The organism is Burkholderia sp. 22PA0106 (assembly GCF_047497155.1).
GTDB lineage: Bacteria > Pseudomonadota > Gammaproteobacteria > Burkholderiales > Burkholderiaceae > Burkholderia.
Window position 1 is genome coordinate 3310596 of the sequence record NZ_CP163162.1, and the last position, 13765, is coordinate 3324360.

The 13765-nt window shown below is 68.6% G+C and carries 9 protein-coding genes; 4 read left to right on the forward strand and 5 right to left on the reverse strand.

From position 1 onward, the window contains the following. Positions 1–124 precede the first annotated feature (124 nt). Entirely contained in the window at positions 125–820 is a 696-nt protein-coding gene (locus AB4850_RS14460) for an MgtC/SapB family protein (protein WP_414440495.1), read from the reverse strand. 107 nt (positions 821–927) lie between these two features. On the opposite strand from AB4850_RS14460, the gene AB4850_RS14465 reads away from it, so the two are divergent. Both AB4850_RS14465 and AB4850_RS14470 read left to right on the forward strand, forming a co-directional pair. Continuing rightward, positions 928–2037 (forward strand): AGE family epimerase/isomerase, encoded by a 1110-nt coding sequence (locus tag AB4850_RS14465; protein ID WP_414440496.1) that lies wholly within the window; start codon positions 928–930, stop codon positions 2035–2037. A 181-nt stretch (positions 2038–2218) separates the two neighbouring features. Next, positions 2219–2662, forward strand: coding sequence for a PaaI family thioesterase (locus AB4850_RS14470; protein WP_414440497.1), 444 nt, complete (start codon positions 2219–2221; stop codon positions 2660–2662). A 76-nt stretch (positions 2663–2738) separates the two neighbouring features. Here the strand turns inward: AB4850_RS14470 and prpF are convergent, their stop codons facing one another. From prpF to prpB, 4 genes are all read right to left on the reverse strand, one after another. After that, positions 2739–3929 carry a 2-methylaconitate cis-trans isomerase PrpF gene (gene prpF, locus AB4850_RS14475; protein ID WP_414440498.1) on the reverse strand — a complete coding sequence of 397 codons (1191 nt, stop codon included), beginning with the start codon at positions 3927–3929 and terminating at the stop codon, positions 2739–2741. 109 nt (positions 3930–4038) lie between these two features. Then, positions 4039–6633 carry a Fe/S-dependent 2-methylisocitrate dehydratase AcnD gene (acnD, locus tag AB4850_RS14480; RefSeq protein WP_414440499.1) on the reverse strand — a complete coding sequence of 865 codons (2595 nt, stop codon included), beginning with the start codon at positions 6631–6633 and terminating at the stop codon, positions 4039–4041. A gap of 57 nt (positions 6634–6690) precedes the next feature. Then, the gene (prpC, locus tag AB4850_RS14485) at positions 6691–7860 is read right to left on the reverse strand and encodes a 2-methylcitrate synthase (protein ID WP_414440500.1); all 1170 of its coding nucleotides are present in this window, start codon (positions 7858–7860) and stop codon (positions 6691–6693) included. Between the two features lie 73 nt (positions 7861–7933). Then, positions 7934–8827, reverse strand: coding sequence for a methylisocitrate lyase (gene prpB, locus AB4850_RS14490; RefSeq protein WP_414440501.1), 894 nt, complete (start codon positions 8825–8827; stop codon positions 7934–7936). Between the two features lie 209 nt (positions 8828–9036). On the opposite strand from prpB, the gene prpR reads away from it, so the two are divergent. Together prpR and AB4850_RS14500 are read left to right on the forward strand one after the other, a co-directional pair. Next, entirely contained in the window at positions 9037–11064 is a 2028-nt protein-coding gene (gene prpR, locus AB4850_RS14495; protein WP_414440502.1) for a propionate catabolism operon regulatory protein PrpR, read from the forward strand. Between the two features lie 298 nt (positions 11065–11362). Beyond that, on the forward strand, positions 11363–13570 hold the full coding sequence (locus AB4850_RS14500; protein WP_414440503.1) for a TonB-dependent receptor: 2208 nt from the start codon (positions 11363–11365) through the stop codon (positions 13568–13570). The last annotated feature ends 195 nt before the right edge of the window (positions 13571–13765 follow it).

Consider the following 13765-nt stretch of genomic DNA (forward strand, 5'->3'; position numbering starts at 1 on the left):
CCTGCGAGCCGGCCCGGATGCCCGGCAACCAGCAGCCTCGGGGACGGAAAGGCCGCATTGTCGCACGGCCGCCCGCTCGTCCCGCGCGAAGTGCGGCGCGCCCGCAACGCGCCTTTGTTTCGCCTCATTCCGCGCCGGCCAAACCCTCCTGCTCCTTGAACAACTGCACGCCCGGCAGCTTGCGCAATTGCGTGGCGATCCGCTCGTATTCGAGGGACGAGACGCGCGCCAGCGAGATCGTCACGTCGTCGCATTCGGGCTGCTCCTCGCTCTGCTGCACGATGAATTGCTTGACGCGCGCGCTGTCGGTGCCGAGCGCCGTGTGCAGCGTCGAAAAGGTCAGCGAGCCGCGTTCGACCAGCAGCGTCATGTGGCGGCGCTGGCGCACGGTGATGTAGCGCTTTTCGAGCGGCTTGATGCCGGCCAGGATCACCAGCACGATCACAGTGGCCGCGATCGCGGCCACGTAGAGCCCGCCGCCCACTGCCAGCCCGACCGCCGCCACCGACCACAGGCTCGCGGCCGTGGTCAGGCCGCGCACGATCTCGCCGCGCATCAGGATCGAGCCCGCGCCGAGAAAGCCGATGCCCGACACGACCTGCGCGGCGATCCGCGACGGATCGAGCACGATCTGCGGCTTGCCGAGCACGTCGGCGAAACCGAACGCGGACACGATCATGATCAGCGCCGAGCCGACGCACACCAGCATGTGGGTGCGCAGGCCGGCGGCCCACGACAGCCGTTCGCGTTCGAAACCGACCACGCTGCCGAGTACGGCCGCGAGAACGAGCCGCATGATGAGTTCGAAGTTGTTGAGCATGCGTTCTCTCCTTCCTGTTATTGTGTCGGCGCAATGACGCCGGCCACGGGCGCTTCGCCCGGCCGCCGGCGCGCCGCCGCACCTTGATAGACCAACGAGTTTTGATGATGTCCGCTACCCGCCCCGCCATCGACCAGGCCGCCGACTTGCGCCGGCATTTCGCGGAAATCGTGCTGCCGCTGTGGCGCGGGCCAGGGTTCGACCCGTCGATGGGGCTTCCGTTCGAGGCCGTTGCGCCCGATACCCACGCCCCGCTGCCCGTCACGCGGTTCCGTGCGATGGCCTGCGCGCGTCAGTTGTTCGTGTTTGCGAACGCGGGCGACCTGGCTCAGGCGGATACCCTGTTCGACGGATTGTGCCGGAACTTCCTCGATCGGCAACACGGCGGCTGGTTCTACAGCGTCGATGCGCAAGGCGCGCCGCTCGACCGCAGCAAGGATCTCTACACCCACGCGTTCATCGTGTTCGCCTGCGCGGCGTACTTCGCCGCCACCGGCAATCGCGACGCGCGCCAGCGTGCCGAACACACCGCCGCGCTGATCGAGGATCGTTTCGCGCCGGCCCCCGGCGACGCCTGCCTCGACGCCGCACGCGCCGAGAATTTCTCTCGACTCGACGGCCCGCCGCTGCAAAACCCGCTGATGCACCTGACCGAAGCGTGGCTCGCGGCCGCCAGCGCGTTCGGCGACGCCGCCTTCGACGCGGCCCTGCTGCGCACCGCGCAGGCGGTCGAACGGCGCTTCGTCGATCCGGGCACCGGCTGCGTCGCGGAACTGCCGCTGGGCAGCGAAGGCAACCGCTTCGAGCCGGGCCACCAGTTCGAATGGTTCTATCTGGTGCACGAGGCCGGCGCGCGGCTGGCCCCGACCGGGCTGGCCGACGCGCTCGAACGCGCGTACCGGTTCGCGGAACGGCATGGCGTGGATACCGTCACGGGCGGTGTGTGCGCGGCCACCGACGCGCACGGCGTGTGCCTCGACGCCACCCAGCGGATCTGGGCGCAGACCGAATACCTGCGCGCGCTCGCCACGCGCGGCGCGCAACCCGGCTCGCCCGATCTGGCCGTGCAGACCGAACGCTTCGCGGCGCGCTTCCTGCATCCGCGCGGCTGGTTCGAATGCAAGACGGCCGACGGCGCGATCGCGCGCGCCGACCTGCCGTCCACCACGCCCTACCACCTCGTCACCGCCTACGCGGCGCTGCCCGGCGCGCGTTGAGCGCGGAGCGCCGGGCAGCGCCCGTCAAGCAAGCCGCGTGCCGCGCGTGCGGTGCGGATGAGCGGCCATCGCGCCGCGAATCTCCTTGCGTATCGGCCGGGCGCTTCCTAGAGTGAAGCGCAAGCGCCGGCCCCCTGTCGGTTGCACGGGGCACGGCCCCGCCCACTGCCAAGGAAGGTCGATGACGGACATCGTGGATCACGCGCGCGGCGCGCTTCTCGCCCAGCCGTTCAGCATGCTGCTCGGTACGGAACTGATGACCATCGGCGGAGACGAAGTCGCGCTCAGCCTGCCGATCCGGGACGAGCTCAGGCAACAGCACGGTTTCGTGCACGGCGGCGTGATCAGCTATCTGGCCGACAACGCCCTGACCTTCGCGGGCGCGCTCGCGCTCGGCCCCCGCGTGGTCACCGGCGAATACAAGATCAACTACCTGCGTCCGGCCACCAGCGGCCGCCTGCTCGCGCGCGCGAAGCTGCTGCACGGCGGCCGCAATCAGGCCACCTGCCAATGTCATGTATTCGTGGTGAACGGCAAGGAGGAGCGGTTGGTGGCGGTGGCGCAGGGCACCATCAACCGGCTCGGGGACGACCGCGCCGAACTGGCGCAGGAGACGGCGGCCTGACACGCGGGCCGCACCGGATTCGGGCGGGGCGCGCAGCGCGCCCCGCGCCGTTCAAGCATCGATCAATCGACACCGCTCAAAACGCATCGCCCGGCACGCGCACCGTGCCTTCCATCAGCACCCGCGCGCTGCGGCTCATGATCGCCTTGGTGACCACCCACTCGCCGCCAATCTGACTGGCCTGCGCGCCCACCCGCAGCGTGCCCGACGGATGCCCGAAGCGCACCGCCTCGCGCTCGCCGCCGCCAGCCGCCAGATTGACGAGCGTGCCCGGGATCGCGGCGGCGGTGCCGATCGCCACGGCCGCCGTGCCCATCATCGCGTGGTGCAGCTTGCCCATCGACATCGCGCGCACCAGCAGGTCCACATCCTTCGCGCCGACTGCCTTGCCGCTCGACGCCACGTAATCGGCCGGCGGCGCGACGAACGCGATCTTCGGCGTGTGCTGGCGCTGCGCGATCTCGTCGAGCGAGCGGATCAGGCCCATGCGCAGCGCGCCGTAGGCGCGGATCGTCTCGAAGCGCTGGAGCGCGGCGTCGTCGCCGTTGATCGCGCCCTGCAGTTCGGTGCCGGTGTAGCCGATCGCCTCGGCGTTGACGAAGATGGTCGGAATGCCGGCGTTGATCATGGTGGCCTTCAGCGTGCCGATGCCGGGCACCTCCAGGTCGTCCACCAGATGCCCGGTCGGGAACATCGCGCCGCCCGCGCCGTCTTCGTCGGCGGCCGGGTCCATGAATTCGAGCTGCACTTCGGCGGCGGGGAACGTCACGCCGTCGAGTTCGAAATCGCCGGTTTCCTGCACCTCGCCGTTCGTGATCGGCACATGCGCAACGATGGTCTTGCCGATGTTGGCCTGCCAGATGCGCACCACGGCCACGCCGTTTTCCGGCACCCGCGACGCCTCGACCAGCCCGCCGGAAATCGCGAACGGCCCGACCGCCGCCGACAGGTTGCCGCAGTTGCCGCTCCAGTCGATGAACGCCTTGTCGATCGCGACCTGGCCGAACAGGTAATCCACATCGTGACCGGGCCGCGTGCTGCGCGACACGATCACCGTCTTGCTGGTGCTGGAGGTGGCGCCGCCCATGCCGTCGGTCTGCTTGCCGTACGGGTCGGGGCTGCCGATCACGCGCAGCAGCAGCGCGTCGCGCGCCGCGCCGGGCGTGCGGGCGGCTTCCGGCAGGTCGTCCAGCCGGAAGAACACGCCCTTGCTGGTGCCGCCGCGCAAATAGGTGGCGGGAATCCGGATTTGGGGAACGTGGGCCATGGTGATGCTTCCTGAAATGACGAGGGCGGCGTGCGGGCCGCCCGAACGCGAGGCGGCCGCAGCCGCCCCGCCCGATGCAATGGGCCGTCGCACGCGCCGGCCGCGACGCTCACGCTGCCTGCGACGATTCGAGGAAATCCTGCGCGAAGCGTTGCAGCACGCCGCCCGCCTCGTAGATCGACACTTCCTCGGCGGTATCGAGCCGGCACGTCACCGGCACCTCCACGCGCGTGCCGTTGGCGCGGTGGATCACCAGCGTCAGGTCGGCACGCGGCTTGCGCTCGCCGATCACGTCGAAGGTTTCGGTGCCGTCGATGCCGAGCGTCAGGCGGTTCGCGTCGGGCTTGAATTCGAGCGGCAGCACGCCCATCCCGATCAGGTTGGTGCGGTGGATTCGCTCGAAGCCCTCCGCGACGATCGCCTCCACGCCCGCGAGCCGCACGCCCTTGGCCGCCCAGTCGCGCGACGATCCCTGGCCGTAATCCGCGCCCGCGACCACGATCAGCGGCTGCTTGCGCTCCATGTAGGTTTCGATCGCCTCCCACATCCGCACCACCTTGCCCTCCGGCTCGATGCGCGCGAGCGAGCCCTTTTTCACGGCGCCGTCCACCACCGCCATCTCGTTGACGAGCGTGGGGTTGGCGAACGTGGCGCGCTGCGCGGTCAGGTGATCGCCGCGATGGGTGGCGTAGGAATTGAAATCCTCCTCGGGCACGCCCATCTTGGCGAGATATTCGCCGGCCGCGCTATTGGCCATGATCGCGTTCGACGGCGACAGGTGATCGGTGGTGATGTTGTCGCCGAGCACCGCCAGCGCGCGCATCCCGGCCAGCGTGCGCTCGCCCGCCAGCGCGCCTTCCCAGTAAGGCGGCCGGCGGATGTAGGTGCTTTGCGGCCGCCAGTCGTAGAGCGGCGCGACGCTGGCGCCCGCCTGCTCGGTGCGCGCGAACATCGGCTCGTACACCAGCCGGAACTGCTCGGGCTTGACGCTCGCGGCGACGATCGCGTCGATCTCGGCGTCGTCGGGCCAGATATCGGCGAGCAAGACCGGCTTGCCGTCGGCATCCTCGCCGAGCACGTCGTTCTCGATGTCGAAGCGGATCGTGCCGGCGATCGCGTAGGCCACCACCAGCGGCGGCGAGGCCAGGAACGCCTGCTTCGCGTACGGGTGGATGCGGCCGTCGAAGTTGCGATTGCCGGACAGCACCGCCGTGGCGTACAGGTCGCGCGCGACGATTTCCTGCTGGATATCGGCGTCGAGCGCGCCCGACATGCCGTTGCAGGTGGTGCAGGCGAACGCGACGATGCCGAAGCCGAGCGCTTCGAGATCGGCCAGCAGCCCCGCTTCCTTCAGGTACAGCTCGACCGTTTTCGAGCCGGGCGCGAGCGAACTTTTCACCCACGGCTTGCGGGCCAGGCCGCGCGCACGCGCGTTGCGCGCCAGCAGGCCGGCCGCGATCACGTTGCGCGGGTTGCTGGTGTTGGTGCAGCTCGTGATGGCGGCGATGATCACCGCGCCGTCGGGCATCTGCCCGGCGATGTCCTCGTGCGGCGCGGCGATGCCGCGCTCGGCCAGCTCGCGCGTCGGCAGCCGCTTGTGCGGGTTCGACGGGCCGGCCATGTTGCGCACCACCGTCGACAGGTCGAACGCGAGCGTGCGTTCGTACTGCGCGTTCACGAGGCTGTCGGCCCACAGGCCGGCCGTCTTCGCGTAGGTTTCGACCAGCGCGACCTGCTCGTCGCTGCGGCCGGTCAGGCGCAGATAGTCGAGCGTGCGGCCGTCGATGAAGAACATCGCGGCGGTGGCGCCGTATTCGGGCGCCATGTTCGAGATCGTCGCGCGGTCGCCGAGCGTCAGGCTGGCCGCGCCGGCACCGCGGAATTCGAGGTACGCGCCCACCACCTTCTGCTTGCGCAGAAATTCGGTCAGCGCGAGCACGATGTCGGTGGCGGTAATGCCGGGCTGGCGCTCGCCGGTCAGCTCCACGCCGACGATGTCGGGCAGCCGCATCCACGACGCGCGGCCGAGCATCACGTTCTCGGCTTCGAGGCCGCCCACGCCGATCGCGATCACGCCGAGCGCATCCACGTGCGGCGTGTGGCTGTCGGTGCCGACGCAGGTATCGGGATAGGCCACGCCGTCCTGCGTGCCGATCACCGGCGACATCTTCTCCAGGTTGATCTGATGCATGATGCCGTTGCCGGGCGGGATCACGTCCACGTTCTCGAAGGCCGTCTTGGTCCAGTCGATGAAGTGGAAGCGATCCTCGTTGCGGCGATCCTCGATCGCGCGATTCTTGGCGAACGCATCGGGATCGAAGCCGCCGCATTCCACGGCCAGCGAGTGATCGACGATCAGTTGCACCGGCACCACCGGATTGACCTTGGCCGGATCGCCGCCGCCCGCCGCGATCGCGTCGCGCAGGCCGGCGAGATCGACCAGCGCGGTCTGGCCGAGGATGTCGTGGCAGACGACGCGCGCCGGGTACCACGGGAAGTCGCTGTCGCGGCGGCGTTCGATCAGCTGGCGCAGCGCGTCGTCGAGCCGCGCGGGCTCGCAACGGCGCACCAGGTTCTCGGCCAGCACGCGCGAGGTGTAGGGCAGCGTGTCCCACGCGCCGGGCGCGAGGGCCTCGACGGCGGCGCGCGCGTCGAAATAATCCAGCCCGGTGCCGGGCAGCGGTTTGCGATTGGCGGTATTCATGTTCTGGGCTTGCGGGGAGTTCAACGAAGGGCGGCCCGTGGGCCGCCCCGGGCGCGATCAGCGTTGCTCGATCGGCACGAACTTCAGGTCTTCCGGCCCGGTGTAGTTGGCGCTCGGTCGGATGATCTTGTTGTCGACGCGCTGCTCGATGATGTGCGCGCTCCAGCCGGAGGTGCGCGCGATCACGAACAGCGGCGTAAACATCGCGGTCGGCACGCCCATCTGGCGGTACGACACGGCGCTGAACCAGTCGAGGTTCGGGAACATTTTCTTGGCGTCCCACATGACCGATTCGAGCCGCTCGGCGATCTCGTACAGCCGCGTGTCGCCGGCCTCCTTCGACAGCTTGCGCGCGACTTCCTTGATGACCTTGTTGCGCGGGTCCGAGATCGTGTAGACCGGATGGCCGAAGCCGATCACGACTTCCTTGTTCTCGACGCGGCGGCGGATGTCGGCCTCGGCGTCGTCGGCGTCGCGGTAGCGGCTCTGGATTTCGTACGCCACCTCGTTCGCGCCGCCGTGCTTCGGGCCGCGCAGCGCGCCGATCCCGCCGGTGATGGCCGAATAGATGTCGGAGCCGGTGCCCGCGATCACGCGCGTCGTGAACGTGGATGCGTTGAATTCGTGCTCGGCGTAGAGGATCAGCGAGACGTGCATCGCATCGACCCACGCCTTCGACGGCGTCTTGCCGTGCAGCAGGTGCAGGAAATGGCCGCCGATCGAATCGTCGTCGGTTTCGGTTTCGATGCGGCGGCCGTTGTGCGACCAGTGATACCAGTACAGCAGCATCGAGCCGAGCGAGGCCATCAGGCGGTCGGCGATGTCGCGCGCGCCGGGCAGGTTGTGATCGTCCTTCTCGGGCAGCACGGTGCCGAGCACCGACACGCCGGTGCGCATCACGTCCATCGGGTGCGCCGAGGCGGGAATCGCCTCCAGCGCCGTTTTCAGCGCGGACGGCAGGCCGCGCATCGCGCGCAGCTTGCTCTTGTAGGCGGCCAGTTCGGCCCGCGACGGCAGCTTTTCGTGCACCAGCAGGTAGGCGATTTCCTCGAACTCGCAGGTTTCGGCCACGTCGAGGATGTCGTAACCGCGATAGTGCAGATCGTTGCCGGTGCGGCCGACCGTGCACAGCGCGGTGTTGCCGGCGGTCACGCCCGACAGCGCCACCGATTTCTTCGGCTTGAAGCCGCCCGCTGCGGCCGGGGCCGCGTCTTTCGTCTCGCTCATCTGATGTACTCCTGATCCGGGTGGAGGGTCCGTTCTTGGTTTGCGTTGCCTGGCGACAGGCGGCTCGGGCGGCTCAGTGCCGGCCCTGGCTGAACAGTTCGTCGAGCTTGTCTTCGTAGGCGTGGTAGCCGAGGAAGTCGTACAGCTCCGCGCGCGTCTGCATGGTCGGGACGGCGGCCTTCTGGGTGCCGTCGCGGCGCACGGTCTCGTAGAAGTTCAACGCCGCCTTGTTCATCGCACGATACGCGCCGCAGCAGTAAAGCGCGATATCGACGTTCACGCCGCGCAGCTCGTCGAGCGTGAACATCGGCGTGGAGCCGAATTCCGTGAGGTTCGCGAGGATCGGCACCTGAACCGCCGCCTTGACGCGACGGTAATCGTCGAGCGTCTTCATCGCCTCGGGGAAGATCATGTCCGCGCCGGCCTCGACATAGGCCTGCGCGCGCTCGATCGCCGCGTCCAGCCCCTCGACGGCGGCCACATCGGTGCGGGCCATGATGACGAACTGATCGTCGGTGCGCGCGTCGACCGCCGCCTTGATGCGGTCGACCATCTCGGCGGTCGGCACGCATTCCTTGCCGGGCCGGTGGCCGCAGCGCTTCTGGCCGACCTGGTCTTCCAGGTGCACGGCCGCCACGCCGGCCTTGATGAACGAACGGATGGTGCGCGCGATGTTGAAGGCGCCGCCCCAGCCGGTGTCGATATCGACCAGCAGCGGCAGATCGGTGGCGTTGGTGATGCGGTTCGCGTCGATCAGCACGTCGTCCATGGTGCTGATGCCGAGATCGGGCATGCCGAGCGAATTGGCGGCCACGCCGCCGCCCGACAGATAGACGGCCTTGAAGCCGCTGGCCTCGGCCATCTTGGCGGCGTAGGCGGTAATCGCGCCCACCACCTGCAGCGGCGATTCGGCGGCGACGGCGGCGCGAAATCTCGCGCCGGCGCTGGAAAGCGGGGAACTGCCCATCGAGTGTCTCCTGACATGTGTCGTTGCCGCTGGATAGTGCAAGACCCGGGCCAGCCTCGATGTTCGGCGCTAAGTGGCTGATTCGCAATCGAAATGCGATTCGGTGCGGCACAAATAGAGTTCATTATGGAAACCCGCGATTTCAAATTTGAAATGCAACGGCGATAATGCACGCCCGCTTCCGTCGATCGCCATCGATCCCAGCCGCCATGACGCCCGATCCCGCCCCGCCCCTTCGCCCGCGCATCTGGGCGGTCGGCATCAGCCGGCTGCGCGCGCTGTTTCGCGACCTGGCCGACGAATACGCCGCGCGCGCCGATCTGCGGATCGTGGTGAGCGGCTACGACGAGGCGATCGCCGCGCTGGCGACGGCCGGCACGGAGCGGCCCGACGCGATCGTCGCGGCCGGCTCGAACGGCATGTACCTGAAAACCCATGTGGACGTGCCGGTGGTGCTGGTCAGCCCCACCGGCCACGACCTGCTGCATGCGCTGGCGCGCGCCCGGCGCGACGCCGCCGCGCCCGTCGCGCTGGTCAGCTACGGCGACACGCCGGCCGACCTGCGCCGCTTCGCCGCCGCGTTCGGGCTGGACATCGTGTTCGCCAGCTACCAGTCGCGCCCGGAAGCCGAGGCGCGCGTGCGCGAGCTGCAGGCGCGCGGCATCGATACCGTGGTCGGCCCCGGCCTCGTGACCGATCTCGCCAGCGCGGCCGGCATGAACACCGTGTTCCTCTATTCGCACGCCGCGGTGCGCGCGGCCGTGGATACCGCGCTCGAAGTGGCGCACGCCACGCACGCCGAGGGGCTGCGCCGCCAGCGCCTCGACAACCTGCTCCAGCACTTGCGCGACGGCGTGGTGGCGCTCGACGCGCGCGGCCGCGTGGAGGCCATCAACGCGCGGCTGGCGCTGGCGCTCGGCGTCGATCCGCAAGCGGCCGTGGGCCGCGTGCTCGACGACCTGACGCCCGAGCTGGCCGCGCTGCGCGGCGCCGACGGCGACACGCTGGCGACCGTGCGCGGCGTGCGCTACGTGGTGCATCGCGGTCCGCTGGCGGCCAGCGGCGCGGCCACCGGCAGCGTGCTGACGTTCCAGGAATCGCGCGCGGTGGAGCGGCTCGACCGCACGCTGCGTTCGCAGCCGCACGCGCAGCGCTTTTCGGCGCGCTACCGGCTCGACGACGTGATCGGCGAATCCGCGCCGATGGCGCGCGTGCGCGAGCTGGCGCGCCGCTATGCCAAATCGGACGCCACCGTGCTGGTGCTCGGCGAAAGCGGCACCGGCAAGGAAATGATCGCGCAGAGCCTGCACGCCCTGAGCGCGCGCCGCGCGTTCCCGTTCGTGGCGATGAATTGCGGCGCGTTCCCCGAAGCGCTGCTCGAAAGCGAGCTGTTCGGCTATGACGAGGGCGCGTTCACCGGCGCGCGGCGCGGCGGCAAGGCGGGCCTGTTCGAAGCCGCGCATCGCGGCACGCTGTTTCTCGACGAAATCGGCGAAATGCCGCTGTCGCTGCAAAGCCGGCTGCTGCGCGTGTTGCAGGAGCGCGAGGTGGTGCGGCTCGGCTCGACCGAACCGATCCGCATCGACGTGCGGATCGTGGCCGCCACGCACCGCACGCTGCTCGACGCGGTGGAGGCCGGCAGCTTCCGCGCCGATCTCTACTACCGGCTCAACATCCTCAACATCGCGCTGCCGCCGCTGCGCGAGCGGCCCGCCGATATCGCCGCGCTGGCCGCCGAACTGCTCGCGCAGGCGGCGCGGCGCGAGCCTCGGCTCGCCACGCGCGTGCGCGACGCCGGGGATGCGGCGCGCATCGTCGCGCCGGTGGCGAGCGCGCTGGCGCGGCACCGCTGGCCGGGCAACGTGCGCGAGTTGCAGAACGTGATCGAGCGGATCGCGGTGGAATTGGCGGAAGACGAGAGCGATAGAGAAAGCGATGACGGCAGTGCGCCGTTGTCGCTCGATGCGCTGTACGCGATCGCGCCGGAGCTGTTCGTACCGGGCGAGAGCGTCGGCACGGAGGCGCTCGCCGCACCGCAGGACGCCGCGCCGACACTCCACGAACGCCGCCGCCGCGTCGAAGCCGACGAAATCCGCGCCGTGCTCGACGCCTGCGATGGCGACCGCGAGCGCGCCTGCGCCGTGCTCGGCATCAGCAAGACGACGCTGTGGCGCAAGCTGGCCGCCACCGCCGCAGGCACCGGCACCCACGCCGTCAAGCCGAAACGCCCCCGCTGAGGCGGCGCGTCGGGCGGCCTCAGCGCCGCACCGGCTCGCCCCGACATCCCCGCGAAGCCCGCCCGGCGGGGCCTTCACGCCCACCTACCCGTCCTTCACCCCGCCTGTTGTTACATTCCGACATGAGAATTACTTTGAAGATGACAATGATTCGCATTTAATTTATAGTCGCGTCTCAATAAAAAGTGCCGTCCCGCTTCGTCCAATGCTCGCAGGACCGATTGACGGAATGGCCGGCCCGCCCGGATTCCGAACGACGCCCTGGGACGGAGATTTCATCAATCCGTTAGTGCGTCCTATGTCATCCAGCAACCCTTCGCCCGCCTGGGCTCTTTCGCCGATTTCCTGGGCCTGCCTGTCGCTTGCGGCAGCCTGCGCCTTCCCTGCCGCCGCTTCGGCGCAAACCAGCACCGCCGCACCGGCCAGCGCGTCCGCCACCGCCGTGCTGCCGACCGTCGCCGTCAAGGGCAAGCTCGAGGAGCTGCCCGGCGACCTGTCGCCGACCTTCGGCGGCGGCCAAGTGGCGCGCGGCGCGGATTACGGCGTGCTCGGCAAGCAGCGCAACATCAACGTGCCGTTCAGCATGACCACCTACACGTCGAAGCTGATCGAAGACCAGCAGGCGCGTACGCTGGCGGACGTGCTCGATAACGATCCGGCCGTGCGGAGCGCGTTCGGCTACGGCAACTTCTCGCAGACCTTCGTGATTCGCGGCTTCACGCTGGCCGGCGACGACATCTCGATGAACGGCCTGTACGGCGTCACGCCGCGCCAGCTTGTTGCCACCGATGCGGTGGAGCGTGTCGACGTGCTGAAAGGCGCCAACGCGTTCCTGAGCGGCGCGTCGCCGAACGGCTCGGCCGTCGGCGGCGGCATCAACATCCAGCTCAAGCGTGCCGACGACAAGCCGCTCACGCGTGTCACGCTCGACGGCAGCACCGGCGGCCAAGTGGGCGAGCACATCGACATCGGCCGCCGCTTCGGCAGCGAAGGCCAGTTCGGCATCCGCGCCAACCAGGCCACCAGCGGCGGCTCGACCGACATCGACGACGCGCACCATCGCGCCACCACGCAGTCGCTGTCGCTCGACTATCGCGGCGACAAGCTGCGCCTGTACGCGGATTTCCTGCATCAGCGTGACCGTACCGACGAAGGCCGCAGCACGGTCTACACCACGGGTTCGGGCGCGATCCCGGCTCCGCCGTCGGCCACCGGTAACTACTCGCAACCCTGGGCGTTCAGCGACCTGGAAGACACCGTCGGTATCCTGCGTGCCGAATACGACTTCGCGCCCGGCTGGACGGCCTATGTCGCGGGCGGCATGCGTCACACCGACGAGAACGGCGAGTATGTGTCGCCGACCTACAACGTGTCGACGGGCGCCGTGACGATGAGCCGTATGGGCGTGCCGTACAAGCAGAATGCCCAGTCGGCCGAAACCGGTGTGCGCGGCCATTTCTCGACCGGCCCCGTTTCGCACATGGTGGCGGTCGGTGCCGCGTTCTCGCGCCTGGACACGCGCACGGCCTACACGCTCCCATCTGGTACCTACCCCGGTTCGCTCGACAATCCGGCAGCCGTACCGTATCCGCCCACGACCTACGTTGGCGGTAACCCGGCGGACCCGAGCACGACCGTGATGACATGGACGCGCAGTGTCGCCGTCTCGGACACGCTCGGCTTTTTCCATGATCGCGTACTGTTCACGATCGGCGCGCGCAACCAGTCGCTCTCCACCACCAACTATCTGTATTCCGGTCCGGTCAGCAGCGTCTACAGCCAGTCGGTCACCACGCCGGTGTTCGGCCTTGTGGTCAAGCCGACAGACAACTGGGCGATCTACGCGAACCGCTCGGAAGCACTGACCCAAGGAGACTCCGCGCCAACGACCGCGAACAATTACGGTCAGACGCTCGCTCCGTATCGTTCGAAGCAGTACGAGGTCGGCACCAAGTACGACGCCGGCAGCTTCGGCGCTGCGTTCGCGCTCTATCAAATCGAAAAGCCATCGGCATACACGAACCCGACGACCAACGTCTTTGCTGCGGACGGCGAAGAACGTCACCGCGGCGCGGAACTGTCGATTAACGGCGAGCCGATGAAGGGATTGCGTCTGATTGCCGGCATGAGCTATATCGATGCAACGCTGCGCAATACGTTGAACGGCGCGACCGACGGCAATCGCCCGATCGGCGTACCGAAGTTCACGTTTACGGCGAACGCCGAATACGACCTGCCGATGCTGCCGGGCGCAACACTGACTGCGCGCTGGATTCACACCAGCTCGGAATATGTCGATACGGCCAACACGATGACGATCCCGTCGTGGAACCGCTTCGATCTCGGCGCACGCTACACGACCCAACTGTTCAAGAAGGACACAACCTTCCGCGTGACGGTGCGTAACGTGGCGAACAAGTCGTACTGGGCGGCGGTGTCGAATTACAGCTATCTGTCGCAAGGCGCTCCGCGTTCGATCTGGCTGTCGATGACGACCGACTTCTGATGATGTGAAACCGGGCCGGTTCGCCGGCCCGGGCTGCGGTTCCCATTTGCGGTGCCGCTTGTTGTATTTCTCGTTGTTCACGGCTTGCGGCGCGCGCCGGTCTCGATTGCGGGTCTCCTCCTCTCCTCGCATCGGGCCGGCGTTGCGCGCCGCTCTTCACGCCACACCTTCCCGCGGGTTCCAACGCGCCGCCCG

What these genes read in the sequence shown, in the direction of transcription:
- AB4850_RS14460 (WP_414440495.1), bottom strand. Translation starts at nt 820, where the DNA reads ATGCTCAACAACTTCGAACTCATCATGCGGCTCGTTCTCGCGGCCGTA.
- AB4850_RS14465 (WP_414440496.1), top strand. Translation starts at nt 928, where the DNA reads ATGTCCGCTACCCGCCCCGCCATCGACCAGGCCGCCGACTTGCGCCGG.
- AB4850_RS14470 (WP_414440497.1), top strand. Translation starts at nt 2,219, where the DNA reads ATGACGGACATCGTGGATCACGCGCGCGGCGCGCTTCTCGCCCAGCCG.
- prpF (WP_414440498.1), bottom strand. Translation starts at nt 3,929, where the DNA reads ATGGCCCACGTTCCCCAAATCCGGATTCCCGCCACCTATTTGCGCGGC.
- acnD (WP_414440499.1), bottom strand. Translation starts at nt 6,633, where the DNA reads ATGAATACCGCCAATCGCAAACCGCTGCCCGGCACCGGGCTGGATTAT.
- prpC (WP_414440500.1), bottom strand. Translation starts at nt 7,860, where the DNA reads ATGAGCGAGACGAAAGACGCGGCCCCGGCCGCAGCGGGCGGCTTCAAG.
- prpB (WP_414440501.1), bottom strand. Translation starts at nt 8,827, where the DNA reads ATGGGCAGTTCCCCGCTTTCCAGCGCCGGCGCGAGATTTCGCGCCGCC.
- prpR (WP_414440502.1), top strand. Translation starts at nt 9,037, where the DNA reads ATGACGCCCGATCCCGCCCCGCCCCTTCGCCCGCGCATCTGGGCGGTC.
- AB4850_RS14500 (WP_414440503.1), top strand. Translation starts at nt 11,363, where the DNA reads ATGTCATCCAGCAACCCTTCGCCCGCCTGGGCTCTTTCGCCGATTTCC.